Source organism: Streptomyces sp. ISL-10 (assembly GCF_018614575.1).
Lineage (GTDB): Bacteria > Actinomycetota > Actinomycetes > Streptomycetales > Streptomycetaceae > Streptomyces.
In genome coordinates this window covers 20274-38935 of sequence record NZ_JAGGOJ010000036.1, presented here as the reverse complement: position 1 = coordinate 38935, position 18662 = coordinate 20274, and the positions used below count along the sequence as shown (strand labels likewise).

Here is an 18662-nt window from a genome sequence, read left to right as displayed (position 1 = left end):
TTCCGAGCCTCAATAGGTTTCTTCGGTTGAGCATGACTGCACCTATTTTCGTATTTATCTCATTGGAATTTGGCATTTTGCATTCAGTGCTATTTAGGGGGCATGGCGATGCAAGGCCCCCTAGGATCGGGTACGGCGTTCAGTAGATGCCCTCGATGACTTCCTCGCCGCCGAAGGTCTCCACCGGTTGGGGAGCCGAGACCGAGTCGCCGATCTGCCCTGGCGGTCCGGGAACGCGGATCGCGGTGTCGCGTTCGAGGTTGTTCGGCAGGAACATGCCCTTGCTGACATGGTTCATGACCACCTGGCCTCGCTGGCCGTACGGCACCGGCTCGCCGGTCGTCGGATCCACGACCAGGAACGTGACGACCGGGCTGCCCGGGTCGTAGACGATCTCTTCGTCCAGGCTGGTGCCGGACCGCTGCCGGGAACCCTCGAGGATCAGAGCACTGCTGTACCGGCTGAGGAACCGGGCTTTGGGGAAGGACACCCGCTCGAGCTCGAACCGCTGGTCGAGGGTCATATGAGCGCCACCCCAGGTGATGAGGTCGATCTTGGCGTTGATCAGCTCGACGAGCGACGGGCGCCGCGCGCAGGCGAGCAGGAGCGGCGGCGTAGTGACCAGCATCCCCACGTTCTGGCTGATCAGCACATGCTCGATCTGGTCCAGGACGTGCTCGACGTATGCCCTGACCTGCTCGGTCTCGCCCCGGCTGATCAGTTTCTTCACCCAGCGCGGGTCGATGTCGATGCTGAACTTGGTGAAGTTCTGCCGCTCGGCGATGTAGTCGTAGAGGCTCCCGGCCTTGTGGGGGCCGGTCGGCATGGCGACCAGGATGTTCGACGGTGGCCGTCCGGAGAACTGCGGGCCCTGCTCCATCCGGTCCAGCGCGCTTTCCAGCCAGTCCGTCATCAGGATGATGCGCTTGGGCGCCCCGGTGGTGCCGCCGCTCTCGAAGACCCGCGGGGCCGGCGGGTTGGGGCCGTAGCCGCGCGGAATGAGGTCCTCGACCGGAACGTCCCGCAGGTCGTCGACGATGTTCGGGAACCGCCGCAGGTCGTCGTAACAGTGGATGCTGGTCAGCGGGTCGAAGTCCAGTTCCTTGGCCCGCTCCAACCAGAATTTCGACCCGGTTTCCTCCCCGAAGTGCCACTGCACGGCGGCACGGAGGTACTGGGTCGGATCCTTCGGACGGACGGCCGGATCGAGGACGTCCCACCGCGGGTCAGTGGCGGTTTCCGTCATGGGTTTCCTCCGGGTTTCCTGGGGTCGGCGGTTCCAGGTCGTGACAGCAGGCGCATGATCGACCGCGGTGACGACCGGTCGGTGAGCTGGAAGATCTCCTCGTGTAGTTCCTGGGCTGACACCTCGTCCAGGACGGGGGAGAGGTTCAGGCCGACCTTGAGGGCGAGGTCCTCATCGCTCAGCGGCAGCCGCTGGCCGCCCCGGCTGTCGAGGCAGTACGCCTCCTCGATACGGCCGTCGGCAAGGTGGGCGGTGAGCCTGGCCGGCATCTGCATCGGGAAGAGCGACGTGCACTCCGGATCGGCGTAGCACGTGACCTTCGCGGCCAGCGCCAGGACCTCCGGACGACGGACCGCCTGGTCGGTGAAGTCGTCGACGTACAGCGCTAGTCCGCCTCCTCCGTGCATGGCCGCAGCGACCGTGTACGGACCGGAGAACGCGCCCGCGTATCCGCTGGCCGGTGCGGCCTTCACGGAGGCAGGCTCCGCGATCGTCCTCAGCACCGGCCCCGGAACGCCGAGCCTGAGCGCAGTGATCTCCTCCGGCCGCACCCCGCGCTCCCGGAGCTCGACAGCCGCGTCGATCCCGGCATGGGTGAAGAGGTTGCACGGGTACGGCTTGATGCGCAGTGCGTCGGAATGCCAGTGATGGCCGAGGTCCGCGGTGACGGTCTTCGGATGCGCCCGGGCGCCGCAGAACGCCTCGAAGAAGCCGAACCGGCCCTCGAGAGCCGTTGGCGGCCCGGTGATGCCGGACGCGGCGAGTTGTGCGGCCGCGATCCCGGAATGGGCCGCCCACCCAGTGTGGATCTGCTTCACCGTGCCGCCGGTCCGGTTGCACTCGATGATCCCAGATCCCATGCTCGCAGCGATCGACGCAGCGGCGGCGATCGAGGACGAGTCGCCGGACAGCAGCATCGCCGCCGCGACGGCGGCACCCAGGGTGCCGCATATCGACGTGGCGTGCTGCCCCCTGTCGAAGAAGATCGAATTGGCGTTCTCCATGTCGTACCCGGCCATGCCCAGCCGGATGCAGAACTCGTTCCCCACGGCGATCGCGGCGAGAGTCTGCGGACCGGTGGCCCCGACCGCCTCGCCGACGGCGAGGGCCGCGGGAACGATCGACGCGCTCGGGTGCAGGACCGATGGCAGGTGGGTGTCATCGAAGTCCATGCAGTGCGCGAACGTCCCGTTCACGAACGCCGCGGTGCCCACCGGAGCGCGCCGTCCGGCGCCAATCACCGTGGCGGACTCGTCCGAGCCCCAATGCCGGGTGGCCTGTGCGACGGTCAGCGACAGGGGCTGGGCAGAGCCCAGGACCATGTTGCCGACCGTGTCGAAGACCGCTCGCATGGAGTGCCGGAGACGGGCCGCCGACACCCCCGCGCCAGCCACGTGAGCGGCGAAGTCGGCGACCTCGTCGAGCAGCCCGCCCCTGGCCTGTGCGCTAGTCATGGCAACGGCTCACGATCGCGAGCGGACGCACGGGAGACCCCGTGCCCCCAACGATCTTGAGCGGGGACAGGACGAAGGTGAACTCGGCCACGCCCCGTTCCGCCAACTCTGTGAGCCGCATGTGCTCGATGATGTGGATGCCGTGCTCGACAAGAAGGATGCGGTGGACCGGCAGGGTTGCGTGCCCCTGCCCCGGGTGGATCTGCTCGAAAGCGGTCGTGTCAGCACCGGCCGCGACGACCCGGTGCTGGGCCAGCCACCTGGCCGCGTCCGGGGTGAGCCCCGGCACCCCGGTCTGCACGCCGAGGTACGCGACGGGGTCGTCCCACCACCGGCTCCAGCCGGTATGGACCAGGCAGACGCTTCCTGGGGTGGGCCGCACACCGGCCCGGCCAGCGGCGTCGTCGAGGTCCTGCGCGGTGATCCCGTAGCCCGCGGGCAGGGCCGGGACACCATGCTGGGCGGCGATGTCGAGCAGCACCCCCCGGCAGACCATCGGCGGGATCGTCTCCACACCGTGGGACCTGAACCTGCCTCCTGCCTGTGCCTCGGCGCAGTCGACGTCCCCGAACAGCTTGCCTTCGTGGGACACGTGCGCGAGGGCGTCGATGTGCGTCCCCACATGTCCACCGGTGACGATGATCTCGCTGGCGGCCGAGCCACCGTCCGCGCGAACCATGTCACCATGGCGCCTGGTCAGGGACATCTTGAAGCCGGGATGGTTGGACGAGCAGGGCATTCCGTCGACCAGCGGCTGGGCCAGGTCGAAGACCTCGACACCGGCCAGTACCGCCCCGAGCAGGGGGTCCCGCGGGGTTACGACTGGTGTGCTCATACGGGGGCCTCGAGAAGGTTGAGAGCTTCGGCGAGCCGCAGGACGTTCCTCGCGTTCGCCAGGATGGGCGGGCCGATGACAGTTCCGCGTTCGTTCAGGACGATCGACCGGTTGGCTTCCCGCGCGATTTCCGCGGTGCGGGAGATCGCCTGGGCGTCGGCGATGTCCTGTGCCGTCGGTGTGTACACCTCGTGGATGGCGGGGATCTGCATGGGGTGCACGGCCATCCGACCCATGAAGCCGAGCGCCTTGGCGCTCCGACTGGTGTGGAGCAGGCCGTCCATGTCGTGGACCTGGGTGAACACGCTCTGGCAAGGGCTCGGCAGGCCGGCCGCCCGGGACGCGATCACCACGCGGCTGCGGCAGGCGTCCATGGTCGGGCCCTCGGGCGTGATCCGGAGATCGGCACACAGATCGGACTCCCCGAGGCTCATCATGGATACCGCGGGGGAGGATGTGGCCAGGTCGAAGGCGATCTCCAGCGCGTGCGCGGTCTCGATGAGCAGGTGGATGGGGGCCGGGCATTCGGCTTGGGCCAGCAGCATCGCGACCTGCCGCACGTCCTCCGGGCGGGCCACCTTCGCCATGCGGACCCCGCTCAGCCCAGGACCGGCCACCGCCCGCACGTCGTCCTCCGCACGTCCCGACGCCATGGAGTTCACCCGTACGAAGGTCGGCTTGGGGGGCGTCGTCGCGGTGATGCGCGCGGCGCTCTCGCGGGCCCACAGCTTCTCGGATGGCGGTACCGCGTCCTCAAGGTCGAGGATGACGGCGTCCGCCTGGGATTCGTAGGCACGCTCGACGAGACGCGTCTGATGGGCCGGTACGTAAAGACAGCTCCTGAAGACCAGATGCTCCGTCTGGTTGGGATTCACGCCTTCTGCTCCTCGCCGCGGTGTCCCTCGTGCTCCGCGACGGCCCGTAGGATCTCCTCGGTGTCCGCGCCCAGCCGCGGGCCGGCGTGCCGGATGCGTCCGGGGGTGGCCGAGAGCCGGAACGCGACGTTCGGCATGGTGATCGAGCCGAGTTCGGCGTCGGGGGCGTTCACCACCGTCTCGCGGGCCCGGAAGTGCGGGTCCTCCAGGATGTCCTCAATGTCGTAGACCGGCGCGACGGCTGCCTCGGCGCGCTCGATGGCCGCGATCACCTCGTCCCGGCTGCGCTCGGCGATCCACTCGCCCACCGCTTCATCGATCTCGGCCCTGTGGGCCCCTCTTCCGCTGCCCTCCTGGAACCAGGGCTGGTCGGCGAGGTCTCCCCGTCCGACGAGCCGCAGGAGGCGCTGGGCGACGGAGGTGACCGGGGCTGAGAGAGCGACCCAACGACCGTCCCGGCAGCGGTAGACGTTCCGCGGCGCAGTGGGCGCGGCATCGCCCGGCTTGATGCCCAGCTTCTCGTGGACGGCGAAGTGCCCTCCCAGGAGGCTGACCACACCCTCCGTGATTGCGACGTCCGCGATCTGCCCGTGCCCGATACGGCCGCGGGCGTGCAACGCGATGAGGGTCGCGCAGGCAGCGTAGAGGCCGGCCAGCGCGTCGCCGAGTTGGTACCCGGGGAGCACCGGTGGACCGTCGGGCCCGCCTGAGATGGAGGCGATGCCGCCCATGGCCTCGGCCAGCGTGCCGAACCCAGGGCGTGGGGAATACGGGCCGTCCTGGCCAAAGCCGGTGATCCGGGTCAGGACGAGGTCGGGATTGACCTCCTTCAGCTTCTCCGGCCCAATCCCCCATCGCTCCAGCGTCCCGGGACGGAAGTTCTCGATCACGGCGTCGGCCGTCGCCGCGATCCGAAGGAACTGGGCCGCACCATCGGGGGTGCTCAGGTCGATGGCGATCCCCTGCTTGTTCCGGTTCAAGACCTTCCACCAGAGCGGTGCCCCGTCCACCGACGGACCGAAACTCCGCATCGGGTCGCCCGCCGGGTGTTCGACCTTAATCACTCTCGCGCCGAAGTCAGCGAGCACCTGCGCGGCGAAAGGGCCGGCCAGAACAGTGGAGAGATCGATGATAGTGAGATCGGCAAGCGGCAGGGACTCGTCCGTCATATGCTCCCCCGTCATTTTTGGTTTCCCGGTACTGGACTTCTTCGCATCGTCACGCCCGATCACCGAGAGTCGCTCGCGAGGCATGGACGGGACTTCATCCTGGCCCGGCTCGGCCAGTTCGGGAACCCCTGTCTTTGCCGCCGGAATTCCCCTCGGGCTCGTCCGTAAAAGATTGGGCGGCCCGAAATAGGGGTCGGCTTCGGCTCTCTAGGGGTTGGCTTTTGAGCGTCTTACGCGCAAAAACCGTTGGCTGCTGTCAAACCGTGAGGCCGGATCGGCAGCTCACTCCGGCAGCGGACGTTAAGCTTGCTGTACACCTTGGTAAGATGCTGCTCGACCGTGCTGACTGTGACGAAGAGCTTGCTGGCGATCTCCCGGTTGCTGTGACCGTCTGCGGCCAGCGCCGCCACTCGTAGTTCTGCCTTGCTCAGGACCTGATAGCACTCCCCTGTGCCAGCATCGGCCAGCTCGTCACGGTCAGCGGCGGAGTAGGCGATCTGCCGTACCCGGGAGCCGATCCCTCCCTGCCGGGCCCGGTCCAGGTCAGTCAGTGTGAGCGAGAGCTCGAAGTGGTCGCCGGCCCGTTGGAGTTCCCCCACCGACTGCTCGAGGCGTGTGAGCCTGTCGGCTGGCTCACCGGCCGCGGCAAGCACGCGCAGGGTGATCCCCCGTTCCCGAGCCTGCGCCGGCCCGAGCATCTCCCACTGCTCGGCCGCCCGGCGACGGGCCTCCTCCCGGCGCCCGAGCTTCAGGTGGACGAGCGCGGCGTCGGTTCGCCAAGGCACTAGTGCAGGCCAGTCGAGGTTCCATCGGGTCACCAGCTCGGAGACGATCCCGATCTCGCCCAGCGCGCGGTCGAGGCCGCCCCTCGCGGCGTAGAAGCGGGCGCGCGCTCGCAAGTAGGGGATCGCCAGGGGCGTCTTGAGCAGCACGTCGGGCACAGGGGTGCGCAGATGGGCGAGCGCCTCCTGGTATCGGCCCGTCATCGTCGTGGCTTCGATGAGCACACCGAGCGGAAGTAGGACCCCTACGCCCCAGCCCTCGACCGGGATCAACTGTAGGGCCCGGCCGGCGTGCATCTCCGCCGAGCCCGGATCGCCTTGCCGGAGTGCGATCGTCGACCGGAGCGCGGCCAGCACCGCCAGCCAGGTCGGCGTCTCCAGCGCGGCGGCATCCTCCTCCAGCGACGCACACCACCGGTCGGCGGTGCCGAGCTGCCCGCCGTGGACGAGGGCGCCGAGGGCGCAGGCGAGCGCCGCGAAGGTGCGTTCGCCGAGCGGGCACTGCTCGACGAGATGTTCAGCGGCGACCGACGACTCACCGGGACCGTCCCTCAGGCTCCTCATCAGTAGGCCGAGGGCATGGCCCAGGGGGTCGACCGTAGCCGCTCCCTCCCGGCCCCCGACGGTCCGCCCCGGCCCGTCGTCTGCGGGGAACAGGCAGGAGAGCCCCAGCCGCAAGGACTCAAGCTGATCGCCCAGGACCTCGTCGAGGGCCTGCTTCCGGTCGCCGAGCCGCTCGAGTGCCGTGCGTGCGTCGTTCTCGCGGCCGAACCAGATCAGGCGGCCCGCCCAGGCCGGCAGGTCCGGACCGCCGGGATCGTCTCCGCACCGCAGGGCCGCGATCACCTCCGCTCCGTGCCGCATCGTCAGGGCGGGATTGGTACGCCATTCCGCTCGCGCCAGGAGCGCCCGCGAGACCGCGTGGTGTGAGTCCGGGGCCGGGATCCGGCAGGCGAGCCGAAGGTAGGTGAGTGCCTGGTTCACCCGTCCCTGGGACAGGGCTTGTTCGGCTGCTTCGTTGAGGGCCGGGACCATCCAGGGGTCCTGGGGTTCCCCGGCCGCGATGAGATGATCGACGACGACGAGGGCGGAGACGCCCTCGGTCCGAAGGCGGGCCGCCGCCTCGACATGCATAGCCGCCTGTTCAGCGGGAGCCAAGGCATCCAGGACGGCTTGACGGAGCGAGGGATGCCGGAACCGGCCGTCAGCGAAGCAGCCGGTCCGGTCGAGCGCCCTCAGGGTCCGCGATGTCGCCTCATCCGTAAGGCCGGCGAGGCATCCCCCCATCGACGTAGTCCCCGATTCCCCGAGAATCGCCGTCCAGCGGGCCAGCCGGAGCATCGTGGGATCGCACCGATGGAGGATCCGCGTCCAGGCGCGCATCGTCTCCGGTCCAAGCAGCCCGGCGTCCTCCTCGTTGGTTCGGCAGTGGTCGTCTGCGAAGCCGCGCACCATGACCGGATTTCCGCCGGTCAGTGCGTGGCACTCCGCCGCGACCCGCCTGGCCTCGGCTTCGGGGAGGTGCTCTGCAAGCATCCTCTCCACACCACGCTCGGTCAGTAGGTCGAGCCGGAGATGACGGCTGTACGGCGCCGCCGGCAGCCCGCCCAGGAACGCCGGGCTGAACGACTGGGGCCCGTCGGCCGCGCTGACGACGGACATGAGCGGGGAATGCCGCAGCCGTCCGGTGATCGACAGCAGACAGTGCAGGGACGCCGGGTCGGCGTGGTGGGCGTCGTCGACTGTCAGAAGGAGCGGACGGCCGGTCTTTTCGATCATGTCCATCAGGAGACCGCTGAGGACGTGGGAGATATAGGCTAGGTTCTGGTCGAAAATCCCGTCCGCGGAACCATCGGCGGCGAGTCTGGTGTGGATGACCTCTGAGTCCAGGAGTTGGGCCACCTGCTTGCGTGTCCTCGTCGGCAGTCCCTGGTTCACAAACAGCTGCCAGATGGTGCCGAAGGGGAGCGTGCGGTCTACGTCGCAGCTCGTGGCCGCGCAGTGGAGCGCACCTGCGCCCACCGCGTCCTGAGTGAAGGTCCGGACCACCTCGGTCCGGCCGGTCCCCACCGCGCCGGTCAGTACCGCCGTTCGTTGTTGGCCGAGCCGGCACTCCGCGAAGAGCGCCCGCAGGTCGGACAACGGCTCGTCCCGCTCGTACAGCCTCATGCGATGCCCCCTACTTATACGGAAGTTGCGCCCCTACCTATGCGCAAGATCCGCCTCCTGTTTCGCGGAAGAAAATAGGCACGGCCAGGTCTCGATGGTCAAGATCGTCTCGATGGTCAAGATTGCTGGCGTAGTGTGTGAGGGTTTGACACGTGATCTTCTGGTGGTTCAGGCGCTGAGCGTCGGGACCGTGTCGGTGGGGGTGACCTCCTCGGTGTTGGTGTTGGTGGTGGTGTCGGGGACGGCGGTGATGCGGGCCTGGGCGAGGACTTCGAGGCCGAGGTAGCAGCGTCCTTCGGCCCATTCGTCGTGTTGTTCGGCGAGCACGGCGACGAGGCGGATCAGCGAGTCGCGGTCGGGGAAGATCCCGACGACGTCGATGCGGCGGCGGATCTCTCTGTTGAGCCGCTCGGATGGGTTGTTCGACCAGATCTGGCGGCAGAGTTCCTTCGGGAAGCTCGTGAACGCCAGGACGTCGGCGCGGGCGGTGTCGAAGTGGGCGGCCACTCTCGGCAGCTTGTCGGCCACTGCGTCGAGGACCCGGTCGAACTGGGCGTCAACGCCGGCGGTGTCGGGTTGGTCGTAGACCGAGTGCAACAGCGTCCGTACCCACGGCCAGGACGCTTTCGAGGTCGCGGCCATCAGGTTGGCCGCGTAGTGGGTGCGGAAAACGCTGCCAGGCTGCCCCGGGCAGGGTCGCGCCGATCGCGGCGACCAGCCTGGGCGTCAGAGGTGACCCGCTCGACCCCGAACAGGCCGCGAGCGGTCAGGTCACGGAAGAAACCCAGCCAGCCCGCGCCGTCCTCGGCGAAGCTGACCTGCAGGCCGAGGGTCTCCCGATGCCTGTGGCAGCTGACAAGAAGGTCGGGCCGAGGGTGTTCAGCTGAACGATTCCCCGGATTGAAGGAACGGCGGGAAAATATGTAGCCTGCGCATTCAGCCGGAACTAGACCGGGAGTTGCATGTCCGATCTGCTCGTCGACGAAAAGCTGTGGTTCCGGCGTTACCGCCCGTCCCCCACGGCCTCGGCCCGCTTGGTGTGCCTGCCCCACGCGGGCGGCTCGGCACCGTTCTTCCTCCCCGTCGCCTCCGCGCTCGGTCCCGGTGTCGACGTCGTCGCCGTCCAGTACCCCGGCCGGCAAGACCGCCGGGCCGAGCAGGCCCTCACGGACGTGGCGGTACTGGCCGAGCGGATCGGTGACCTGCTCCTGCGGCAGCCGCCGCTCCCGGTCACGTTCTTCGGCCACAGTCTGGGCGCCACGGTCGGCTTCGAGACCATCCGCTGGCTCGAGGCTGCCGGCCACCCAGTCACGCATCTGTTCGCCTCCGGCCGCCGCGCGCCGTCAGCCCACCGTGACGAGGCCGTGCACCTGCGGGACGACGATGGCATCGTCGCCGAGTTGCGCCGTCTCGACGGCACTGCCGCGAGCATCCTCGACGACGAGGAGCTCGTGCGGGCCGCCCTGCCGGCCTTGCGTGCGGACTACACGGCGGCGGAAACCTACCGATGCGCTCCCGAGGTGACCATCAGCTGCCCGGTCACCGTCCTGACCGGCGACGCCGACCCCCAGACGACGTCGTCGGAGGCCCGGGCCTGGGAACGCCACACCAGCGGTGCGTGTGAAGTGCGCACCTACTCCGGCGGGCACTTCTTCGTCACCACCCGGGCGAACGAGATCATGGCCCTTCTCCGCCATCACTTCGCGGCGAGCGAGTCCGGGCCGCCCGTCCTTGACCGTTATCCGTGATCGTTCATCCGGAACAGCCCCCAACTCCGGCTCAGAGCTGACCCGTTGTGTACGGACGCCCGCGATGGCCTGGAGGCCCGGCTGGTATCCGTCCGAACTGTCGCCGCCGCTCTGGTAGCCGGGATGGGACATGACCGTACCGGGACCACCGCTCACGACGACCAGGGTCGGCGTGCTCATCGCATTGAGTGTGGTGTCTGCCGGACAGTAGGCGATGTAGTAGGAGATCTCCCCCGGCCGGCTCACGCTGCGACGGGCGAGGACCCAGTGGCGGCGGTCTGGCCGGTGCCAGGGCCGCACCTCAACCCGTGCCCAGTCGTAGATGCGCTGGCCGTGTCAGCCTTTGCCGCGGCGCTTCCATTTCTGGCTGGGGAGGCCGGTGAACAGGTCGTGGACGGGGTGGTCGATCGCCCAGCGGGTGACGACCGTGTCGTGCCGGGTGGCGGCCATGACTTGGAAGACATCGGCCTGCTCCAGCTCGAAGCGCCAGCCCTTGCTGAAGCCGTAGGCAGCATCCGCGGTCACCCACCGGAACGGGATCTGGTCGGCGATCGCTCGGCGGACCATCACCTTGGCCATGGCCACCTTCGTCTCAAAGCCGACCTTGTCACTGACGCCAGCCATACGAGTTGAATTGAGGTGCGGCCGCCGTCGAGTGTGCCGGCCGCGTGATTCAGGGCTCAGGTGGCTTGGGTTTGCGCGATCGCCGTCACGACCAGCCCTTCTCTCACCGTCCAGCGTCCGACTAGGCCCTCGGGCGGCTTCTTCGCCGTGGCTCCGGTCGTGCGGGCGGAGTCGTGGCCGGAGGGGAGGATGAGGGCGGAGAAGGTCCGTTCCCGGGGGTGGAAGGTGAGCTCTGCGTCCTGGAAGCCGAGCCGGGACCGGGTCAGGGGGAACCAGGCCTTGTAGACGGACTCCTTGGCGGAGAACAGCAGCCTGTCCCAGCACACATCCGGATGAGAGTCGAGGAGCCGGGCCAGGTGCGTGCGCTCTACCGGGAGGGAGACGGCGTCCAACACACCGTCCGGGAGCGGGGCATGGGGCTCGGCGTCGATGCCGAGGGAGCCTATGACGCGTGCGTCGGCGACAGCGGCCGCCCGGTAGCCGTCGCAGTGCGTCATGCTGCCGACGACACCCTCGGGCCACAGCGGAGCACCGTGCTCACCGCACAGCAGCGGCACCGGCCCGTACCCGAGGCGTGCCAACGCGGAGCGCGCCAGGTGCCGGACGGTCGTGAACTCCAGACGCCGCTTGGGCACCGCCCACTCGACCAAGGACTCCTCCTCGGTGAGCAACACGGCGTCCGGTGGGTCTCCGAAGGCGACGTCGCAGTGCACCTCGGGGGGCAGTAGCTCATCAATCACCGGGCGTCCCCTCCACCGTGGGCTGCCAGAGCGGGCTGCCGGAGCGGTGAGATCCGGCGCAGCAGGCCGTACGGGTGGCCGTGGCGATGCCACTCGCGCGGATAGCCGAGGGAGACCTCGTGGTGGGGGACGCCGTCGTGATGCGTGATGCGCGGGATGTGCAGATGTCCGTAGACGACGTGGGCGACATGGAAACGACGGTGCCAGTCGGCGGTCCGCGTCGTGCCGCACCACAAGGAGAGGTGCGGGAGGCGCAGCACCCTGGTCGGTTCCTGCACGAGGGGGTAGTGGTTGACGAGGACCAGCGGGACGTCGGGGGCATCGGCCTCGGCCAGCCGTTGCTCGGTCGCGGTGACGCGGGCCTCGCACCAGGCTTCGCGACTGGGATACGGGTCCGAGTGCAGGAGGTGCTCGTCGTTGAAGTAGATGCCGGTCTCGACCGCTGCCTGGCGGGCGCGCACCGGATCGGTCGCCCCCTCCGGGAGAAAGGAATAGTCGTAGAGGAGGAAGAGCGGGGCGATGCGCAGCGGAGTGCCCTCACCGGTCCACAGGGGATACGGATCCTCCGGCGTGGTAACTCCGAGGTCGCGGCACATCTCCACGAGCCGCTCGTAGCGGGCGACGCCGCGCAGTTGGACCGGGTCGCCGGGATGAGTCCACAGCTCGTGGTTGCCCGGCACCCAGATGACACGGGCGAAGCGGTCGGCCAGCTGCTCCAGCGTCCGGCCGATCTCGGCAGTCTGCTCGGCCACATCGCCGGCGACGATGAGCCAGTCGTCCGGTGTCTCCGGCCGAAGGCGGTCGAGGAGCGGACGGTTGTCCCGCACGGAGGCATGCAGGTCGCTGACCGCGAAGAGTTGGCCTGCGCCGGGCCGTCTGGATATCCCCATACGATCAGCCTAATGGCTCCGGACAAGGAACAGGCCGAGGAAACCGACATCAGGGCAAACACCAGGCCCACGGCGTGCTGGCCAAAATGGACCTGGTCGTCCAGTACATCGACAGGGCCGTCCAGACCGGCATCGACAAGTCCACCGGCATGGACCACTTCGGCTTCGGCCGGTACTGCCGTCGCCGGGCGCGGTCAGCGGGCACGGCGCGCCTGCGCTTCCACCATGCCAGGGCTTTCTGACTAGAGCAGGCGGGGGATCGAAGTGCCTCCGAGCAGCCTCTCGCCCTTCTTCGCGGCGACACGCTGGGCGAAGCCAGCGTCAGCGACCTCTTCGAGGAGTTTCCTCAAGGGCTCGGCCATCTTGTCGGGCAGAGACGGGAGGAGTAACCATCTCTCGTTCATGTCGCGCCACATCTTAGTGAGCGTTTGATTCTCGGTTGTCTGTTTCATTTGGTTTAGCTGTCGCGCCAGTTGGTGGTGGCTTCGTGGGTGAGGCGGCGGGTCATGAGGTTGATGGCGGCGAGTTGGATCATGGCTGCTGATCGGTGGGGGTGGGTTTCGTAGTCGCGGGCCAGGCGGCGGTGGTGCATGAGCCAGCCGAGGGTGCGTTCGATGACCCAGCGGCGGGGTTGGACGTGGAAGCCGCGGGTGGTGGGGTCGCGTTGGACGATCTCGAGGTCGATGCCGAGGTGGGCGGCGTGTTCGACGGCTTTGGTCTTGTAGCCGTTGTCGGCCCAGGCTTTGGTGATGGTGGGGTGGCGGGCGGCGACGTGGGCGAGGAGTTGGGTGCCGGCGGCGGAGTCGTGGACGCTGGCGGCGGTGACGGTGACGGCCAGGAGGAGGCCGAGGGTGTCGGTGACGAGGTGCCGCTTGCGTCCGATGATCTTCTTGGCCGGGTCGGTGCCTTGGTTGGTCAGGGGGACGGTGGCGGAGGTTTTGATGCTCTGGCTGTCGATCAGGCAGGCGCTGGGCTCGCTGGTGCGGCCTTCGGCCTGGCGGACTTTGCCGCGTAGCAGGCCGGTGAGTTGGTCGAAGATGCCGTCGGCTTCCCAGCGGGCGAAGTAGCCGTAGACGGTTTGGTGGGGTGGGAAGTCGTGGGGCAGGTAGCGCCAGGGGATGCCGGTGCGATCGACGTAGAGGATGGCATTCATCAGGGCGCGCAGGTCGTGGGTGGGTTTGCGGATGCCGTTGCGGGCCTGGCGCCAGGCTTCGAGGGTGGGGCGGATGAGTTCCCAGCGGGCGTCGGACAGGTCGCTGGGATAGGGCCGTGAGGGCTGCATGGTGTCTGCGTACGCGGCGGCAGCCGGCCTGAGCAGGGCGTGTGTGGGGGTGCCGGGTGCACCGGGGCGTGCGTTCTCAACTCGCTGCGAACCGATAGGTTTATAAATGAGACAGGAGCTCTTGTAAGGAAACCGGCGCATTGCAGCTTTGTTGATTGCCGCATAAGCCGCGTTTCCGGCGAATGGATTCACTGAGCGTTTTCAGAGTGGCCACCGGTCGGGTGACGGGGTGGCCTCCCGCAACGCACGAGGCTCCTGTGCCGTTGAGAGAGGTGTTCGACGTCTCAACTCATCAGCGCAGGAGCCTCGTTGGTTCCCTATCCTGCCGCACTCGACCTTCCGCACGCCCTGGTCGAGTGGGTAACCATGCTCATCGTCACCCGTGAGGGTGACCGCCGCTGCAAGCTCCCGCCTCACCAGCGTGCTCTCGTCGGCCTGGTCTACCTTCGCCGGCACGATACGCTCGCGCAGATCGCCGCCGGTTTCGGCATATCCGTCGGCACTGCTCACGCCTACGTCACCGCCGTCGTCGGCCATCTGTCCCGCCGGGCGCCCGGGCTGCTGCGGGTCCTGCGGGAGACGGATCCCGATCACGTCCTGCTCGACGGAACGCTCGCCGAGTGCGACCGGGTCGGTGACAGCCGGGCCGACTTCTCCCAGAAGCACCGCCGCCACGGCGTGAACGTGCAGGTCGTTGCCGACCCTGCGGGCAAGCTGCTGTGGATCTCGCCCGCACTGCCCGGCCGCACCCACGACCTGACCGCGGCCCGCACCCACCGCATCATCCGGATCTGCGAACGCCAGGGCGTGCCCGTCCTCGCCGACCGCGCCTACACCGGGGCCGGCTCCTGGGTGACCACGCCGATCAGACGTCTTCCGCACCAGGACCTCACCGCGACCCAGCGGACGATCAACCGGGCCCTGTCAGCGGCACGAGCACCGGTCGAACGAAGCGTCGCGACACTGAAGTCCTGGCGCGTCTTCCGCAGAGCCCGCTGCAGCCCCAACCGCATGACGGTCATCGCCGCTGCCGTCCTCACCCTGGAGCGTCAACGCTGAAAACGCTCACTGGGTGCTCGACCTGGCTCCTGAGATTCGCCATGAACCACCCGATACCAGAATCAAACGCTCACTTAGACGTCATTTCAGTTGGCGTGATCTTGCGGCAGTCTGGGGTGATGGCTGATGTGCTTGTCGAGCGGATGGTGCCGGAAGACCTGTGGAAGTTGTTCCAGCGGGTGGTGCCGCCGGCGCCGATCCGCCCGCAGGGCGGAGGGCATCGCCGGCGAGGGGATCGCGAGGTGCTGGCCGCGATCATCTTCGTGGCTACCTCGGGCTGCACCTGGAACCAGTTGCCACCGGGTTTCGGCCTGTCGGGAGTGACCGCCTTCCGCCGGTTCACCGAGTGGACCGAGGCCAGGGTGTGGGCCAAGCTCCACCGCCTGGTCCTGGACGAACTCGGTTCCCGGGGCGGGCTGGACTGGTCGCGGTGCGCGATCGATTCCGTCAGCGTCCGGGCCCTCAAAGGGGGCAGCTGACGGGACCGAATCCGACCGACCGCGGCAAGAAGGGATCGAAAATCCACCTCATCGTCGACCGCCGCGGACTGCCGCTGTCGATCGGCATCTCCGCCGCGAACCTCCACGACAGCCAGGCCCTCATCCCGCTCGTCCGGGGCATCCCGCCCATTCGCTCACGCCGCGGTCCCCGACGTCGACGGCCCGGCAAGCTGCACGGGGACAAGGGGTACGACTACCAGCACCTGCGGCGCTGGCTGTCTTCCCGTGGCATCCGGCACCGCCTCGCCCGCAAGGGCGTCGAGTCGTCTCAACGATTGGGCCGGCACCGCTGGTTTGTGGAACGGACCGTGTCCTGGCTCTGCGGCTGCCGACGCCTCCACCGCCGCTACGAGCGGAAGCCGGAACACTTCCTCGCTTTCACCGCCATCGCCGCGACCCTCATATGCCACCGCAGGCTCCAACTGAAATGACGTCTTAGAGCGGCGGGATACGAGTCGTCTGTTCGGGCGAAGGGAGGCTATAGCCCCATGTCCTCAAAGCAGGCCTTGGATTTGAACGAAGCGACCCTTGAGCTAGCCATGTCGACGGTGGTGAATGCGAGTTCCTGCGTCTCGCAAACCTTTTCTACAATCAGGTCGCTCGGCAGCAGGTCGGCTCCCCCGCATTGGTTCAGAGCGCCTGCGGCAGGGAGCCCAACGAGGTTGCTGTTCACGGACCCGCTACCGCGGGTGGCCGTTCCGTCAGCACGCACTCCGTGATGGCTGGCACACTTGGTACCGAAAGCGGGCGCCAGAAAGCCGCCAAGGCCTCCGGCCCACGCCGGGCTGGTCAACTGGAAGATTCCCATTACGGTCAGTGTCAAAGAGGCGCCTCGGGCAAGAACACGCATCATCATGACCAGAGCAACGACCAGCCATACTGGGAGGTAGCGGGGCAGTATCTAAACCCTCGGATAATCCGGGCCCGGCCCGAACTTGGTGGCCACCGCGTTCGGATCGATCAAGCTGGCGAACTTCGTGAAGAACCGCCTGGAATACGTGGCGGCCACGGTGTCCCGCTGACTTCGACCGGCTCCTCCAATCTGATGAGGGCTTCGAGCGAGCAGCGACCGCCCCGGCATGCATTCCTCGTCCTCTCAAACCGAGGTCCTGGGTTCCTCGCCAGCGGGTAATTTCGGCCAGCTATGTTGCTCGCCGAGATCAGCCCGCCATGCTCATGAGCTTGGCCGCCATTTCGTCGGTGATCTCATAAGTACTACCGCTGTATACGAAGTTGGCGGTCAGGTCCGCACCACCGCAATGGTTGAGGGGGCTGCCGATGGGCAGCGCAGCGAGGTTAGCGTTGGCTGTTCCTGACTCATGTGTCGTTACTCCACCGGCGTGAGCCAGCTGCCGGTTGTTACAGCCATTACTGAAGGCGGGCGATAGGACGTCGCCAATCCCTCCGGCCCAGACCGGGCCGGCCAGCTGACTCACTCCCAGCACGGTCACTCCGACAGTGATCCCATGGGCCACTCGACGCATCGCCATAGCTGGCACAACGACCAGCCGGAAGAGCAGTTACGCCGAGCTGAGCGGCGTTCAGCCGATCAGCTGTTAGGATGCCGGATCCCTTGGACAGGCGGAAGCCGTCGGGATCGGCGTCAAGGGAGCGCGAACGTAGCGCGTCTCGGCGCCCGCCGGCCCTGAGCACACAGGCGCAGTAGGGGCGCCGATACCGCGGTGACCAAGGCAGCCCGTTGCTGAGGAAGCTTACTTTCGTTTGGCCTGCTATGACCGTGTGCAAGGTAACAACAGCGGCGATGGTCACCCTGGTTGGAATGGGCACTGGCCTGGGAGCGGCTGCTCCTGCGTCTGCGGGCGGGGTGGGCGACTTCCTGTCACCCGCGTTCGGCATCAGCTGCGCCAACCACGACACCGCGCCGCGTCTTGACGGAGCGACCCGTCACGAAACAGGTACGGCGAGCGGCAACCTTGCCGGCCTACCGATCGGCTCACCGCTCAATCAGTGCGGCGGTGCAGACCTCGCCCCCTTGTGGACCACGGTCAAATCCTCATCGGTCGCAGGTCTGTCTCAGTCGGCAGAAGACTTCGTCTCTCTCAAATATGCGCAGGCTGTCGAAGATGTCGCCCCCGTCACCCTCGACCAAGCACTGCAAAGCGTGCGCTGAGCTGCTTTCCGGCACCATCCCGCTGACCTGTCCTGCGTGCGGTGCGGGCGGCACGACCTGCTCCCTGCGGGCGGCGCAGGCACCTGTGGCCGGGCTGGTCGTTCGCCGCCGTCGGGCAGCCGGGGGCAGCTGACCGTCGCGCTGGTGAAGACCACGGGCTGGCTTCGGAAGTCGGCGTCGGTGTCACCCGGGGCGGCACGCGCTGTGCCTCAGCTCATGGCGAAGGGCGAGTTCGAGGATGCCAAGGCGCCGTGCCCTCCAGCAACCGAGGGGAATCGCGTCATCCATCTGCGCCTTGCGATGTAGCTGGTGAGCTGTCCGTGGTGGTCAGGGACGCTCGGCTGGGGATCGATCGCCGGCGCCCCTGACTCGGTGATGTGGTTACTCGCCGCTCCCGCCGCTGGAGTACTCCTCGGCCCAGACGCCGGTGATCTCTACACCACACACGCCGGTGGTGTTGGAATCGAACGAGATCGTGGTCCGGCGGTCCTGGGCCGTGAACTCCAGGGAACTCCTCGGACCAGATGGGCGGGTAGTGGGCCGGGGCCTGCAGGGAGTGGGTCTTGGCGGTGATGGAGTCACCGCTGGGCCGTACGACGGCAGCCGTGTACGACTGCCGCTTGGGCGGCTGGCAGGCGGGGTCCGCTGCCTGGTACCACCCGACCTTGACCTTGCGGCCCAGGTTGGTCGGATGTACTGGCTGATGCCGCCCTGCGTACTGCCGTTCAGGGTGACGGCCTGGCTGTTGAGGGGGGTGGAGGCCAGGTGGACGCCGAGGATGTCGACATCTCCCTTGGTGACGGTCCAGCCCTTCACGACCGTGGTGGGGATGTAGCCGTCGGGTGTGGCCTGCGGGGGGTGAAGTCGGGGTTGTCCACGATGATCGGCGTCGGTGCCGGCAGCCGTCAGCCACCCGCTCTGCGCCGTCGGCATTGACCTCGCCCTGGGCGGCCCAGGCCGACGGCGCCGCCCCGCCCGAGGGCAGCCGCCCGCCTCGACTGGTCCCCCGCCGACGTTCCCGGCCCCCGAACCGGCGAACGCGCCCATCCCACCAGACGCGGGAACGGCTCCCGAAGAGGCATGCGTCATCGGGCACCTGCGGATGATCACTGCCATGAGTGACGGGCCAGGGCGTTCCTCGCCTGGTCTGCGGGTCGT

General features: G+C 67.9%; 16 protein-coding genes and 2 pseudogenes. 5 read left to right on the top strand and 13 right to left on the bottom strand.

Translation table 11 applies throughout. The features are described 5' to 3' along the window. Nucleotides 1-139 precede the first annotated feature (139 nt). The 7 genes and pseudogenes from J7E88_RS31730 to J7E88_RS31700 form a co-directional block, all read right to left on the bottom strand. Nucleotides 140-1246 carry a phenazine antibiotic biosynthesis protein gene (locus J7E88_RS31730; protein WP_215186904.1) on the bottom strand — a complete coding sequence of 369 codons (1107 nt, stop codon included), beginning with the start codon at nt 1244-1246 and terminating at the stop codon, nt 140-142. Further along, nucleotides 1243-2700 carry an MmgE/PrpD family protein gene (locus J7E88_RS31725; protein ID WP_215186903.1) on the bottom strand — a complete coding sequence of 486 codons (1458 nt, stop codon included), beginning with the start codon at nt 2698-2700 and terminating at the stop codon, nt 1243-1245. The genes J7E88_RS31730 and J7E88_RS31725 overlap by 4 nt, the downstream gene beginning before the upstream one ends. Beyond that, on the bottom strand, nt 2693-3535 hold the full coding sequence (locus tag J7E88_RS31720) for a cyclase family protein (RefSeq protein WP_215186902.1): 843 nt from the start codon (nt 3533-3535) through the stop codon (nt 2693-2695). The genes J7E88_RS31725 and J7E88_RS31720 overlap by 8 nt, the downstream gene beginning before the upstream one ends. Further along, entirely contained in the window at nt 3532-4410 is an 879-nt protein-coding gene (locus J7E88_RS31715) for a CoA ester lyase (RefSeq protein ID WP_215186901.1), read from the bottom strand. The genes J7E88_RS31720 and J7E88_RS31715 overlap by 4 nt, the downstream gene beginning before the upstream one ends. Continuing rightward, on the bottom strand, nt 4407-5594 hold the full coding sequence (locus J7E88_RS31710; RefSeq protein ID WP_215186900.1) for a CaiB/BaiF CoA-transferase family protein: 1188 nt from the start codon (nt 5592-5594) through the stop codon (nt 4407-4409). The genes J7E88_RS31715 and J7E88_RS31710 overlap by 4 nt, the downstream gene beginning before the upstream one ends. Nucleotides 5595-5809: 215 nt before the next feature. Continuing rightward, a complete protein-coding gene (locus J7E88_RS31705; protein ID WP_215186899.1) occupies nt 5810-8530 on the bottom strand; it encodes a LuxR family transcriptional regulator in 2721 nt (906 codons plus the stop codon). 168 nt (nt 8531-8698) lie between these two features. Beyond that, nucleotides 8699-9372, bottom strand: a pseudogene (locus tag J7E88_RS31700) (transposase); the annotation flags it as partial. A 120-nt stretch (nt 9373-9492) separates the two neighbouring features. Here J7E88_RS31700 and J7E88_RS31695 point away from each other — a divergent pair. After that, nucleotides 9493-10278, top strand: coding sequence for a thioesterase II family protein (locus J7E88_RS31695; protein WP_215186911.1), 786 nt, complete (start codon nt 9493-9495; stop codon nt 10276-10278). A gap of 177 nt (nt 10279-10455) precedes the next feature. On the opposite strand, the pseudogene J7E88_RS31690 reads toward J7E88_RS31695, so the two are convergent. The 3 genes and pseudogenes from J7E88_RS31690 to J7E88_RS31680 all read right to left on the bottom strand — a co-directional run. After that, a pseudogene (locus tag J7E88_RS31690) lies at nt 10456-10905 on the bottom strand (transposase); the annotation flags it as partial. Between the two features lie 53 nt (nt 10906-10958). Further along, the gene (locus J7E88_RS31685) at nt 10959-11642 is read right to left on the bottom strand and encodes a 4'-phosphopantetheinyl transferase superfamily protein (protein ID WP_215186898.1); all 684 of its coding nucleotides are present in this window, start codon (nt 11640-11642) and stop codon (nt 10959-10961) included. After that, nucleotides 11639-12532, bottom strand: a complete 894-nt coding sequence (locus J7E88_RS31680; RefSeq protein ID WP_215186897.1) for a metallophosphoesterase — start codon at nt 12530-12532, stop codon at nt 11639-11641. The genes J7E88_RS31685 and J7E88_RS31680 overlap by 4 nt, the downstream gene beginning before the upstream one ends. A 74-nt stretch (nt 12533-12606) precedes the next feature. Between J7E88_RS31680 and J7E88_RS31675 the strand changes: the two genes are divergently transcribed. After that, nucleotides 12607-12774 (top strand): hypothetical protein, encoded by a 168-nt coding sequence (locus J7E88_RS31675; RefSeq protein ID WP_215186896.1) that lies wholly within the window; start codon nt 12607-12609, stop codon nt 12772-12774. Here the strand turns inward: J7E88_RS31675 and J7E88_RS31670 are convergent, their stop codons facing one another. Next, the gene (locus J7E88_RS31670) at nt 12775-12984 is read right to left on the bottom strand and encodes a hypothetical protein (protein WP_215186895.1); all 210 of its coding nucleotides are present in this window, start codon (nt 12982-12984) and stop codon (nt 12775-12777) included. A gap of 5 nt (nt 12985-12989) precedes the next feature. Beyond that, nucleotides 12990-13814 carry an IS5 family transposase gene (locus J7E88_RS31665; RefSeq protein WP_215186894.1) on the bottom strand — a complete coding sequence of 275 codons (825 nt, stop codon included), beginning with the start codon at nt 13812-13814 and terminating at the stop codon, nt 12990-12992. Nucleotides 13815-14123: 309 nt separating this feature from the next. On the opposite strand from J7E88_RS31665, the gene J7E88_RS31660 reads away from it, so the two are divergent. Both J7E88_RS31660 and J7E88_RS31655 read left to right on the top strand, forming a co-directional pair. Beyond that, a complete protein-coding gene (locus J7E88_RS31660) occupies nt 14124-14873 on the top strand; it encodes a transposase family protein (RefSeq protein ID WP_215186893.1) in 750 nt (249 codons plus the stop codon). A 119-nt stretch (nt 14874-14992) separates the two neighbouring features. Further along, a protein-coding gene (locus tag J7E88_RS31655) for an IS5 family transposase (RefSeq protein ID WP_215186892.1) occupies nt 14993-15804 on the top strand; the annotation gives its coding sequence in 2 pieces (ribosomal slippage) (nt 14993-15340 and nt 15343-15804; 810 coding nt in all). A 729-nt stretch (nt 15805-16533) separates the two neighbouring features. Here the strand turns inward: J7E88_RS31655 and J7E88_RS31650 are convergent. Beyond that, nucleotides 16534-16809, bottom strand: a complete 276-nt coding sequence (locus J7E88_RS31650) for a hypothetical protein (protein WP_215186891.1) — start codon at nt 16807-16809, stop codon at nt 16534-16536. Nucleotides 16810-17105: 296 nt separating this feature from the next. On the opposite strand from J7E88_RS31650, the gene J7E88_RS31645 reads away from it, so the two are divergent. Continuing rightward, nucleotides 17106-17504, top strand: coding sequence for a hypothetical protein (locus tag J7E88_RS31645; RefSeq protein WP_215186890.1), 399 nt, complete (start codon nt 17106-17108; stop codon nt 17502-17504). The last annotated feature ends 1158 nt before the right edge of the window (nt 17505-18662 follow it).

What these genes read in the sequence shown, in the direction of transcription:
- J7E88_RS31645 (WP_215186890.1), top strand. Translation starts at nt 17,106, where the DNA reads ATGACCGTGTGCAAGGTAACAACAGCGGCGATGGTCACCCTGGTTGGA.
- J7E88_RS31710 (WP_215186900.1), bottom strand. Translation starts at nt 5,594, where the DNA reads ATGACGGGGGAGCATATGACGGACGAGTCCCTGCCGCTTGCCGATCTC.
- J7E88_RS31670 (WP_215186895.1), bottom strand. Translation starts at nt 12,984, where the DNA reads ATGAAACAGACAACCGAGAATCAAACGCTCACTAAGATGTGGCGCGAC.
- J7E88_RS31730 (WP_215186904.1), bottom strand. Translation starts at nt 1,246, where the DNA reads ATGACGGAAACCGCCACTGACCCGCGGTGGGACGTCCTCGATCCGGCC.
- J7E88_RS31665 (WP_215186894.1), bottom strand. Translation starts at nt 13,814, where the DNA reads ATGCAGCCCTCACGGCCCTATCCCAGCGACCTGTCCGACGCCCGCTGG.
- J7E88_RS31705 (WP_215186899.1), bottom strand. Translation starts at nt 8,530, where the DNA reads ATGAGGCTGTACGAGCGGGACGAGCCGTTGTCCGACCTGCGGGCGCTC.
- J7E88_RS31680 (WP_215186897.1), bottom strand. Translation starts at nt 12,532, where the DNA reads ATGGGGATATCCAGACGGCCCGGCGCAGGCCAACTCTTCGCGGTCAGC.
- J7E88_RS31695 (WP_215186911.1), top strand. Translation starts at nt 9,493, where the DNA reads ATGTCCGATCTGCTCGTCGACGAAAAGCTGTGGTTCCGGCGTTACCGC.
- J7E88_RS31720 (WP_215186902.1), bottom strand. Translation starts at nt 3,535, where the DNA reads ATGAGCACACCAGTCGTAACCCCGCGGGACCCCCTGCTCGGGGCGGTA.
- J7E88_RS31725 (WP_215186903.1), bottom strand. Translation starts at nt 2,700, where the DNA reads ATGACTAGCGCACAGGCCAGGGGCGGGCTGCTCGACGAGGTCGCCGAC.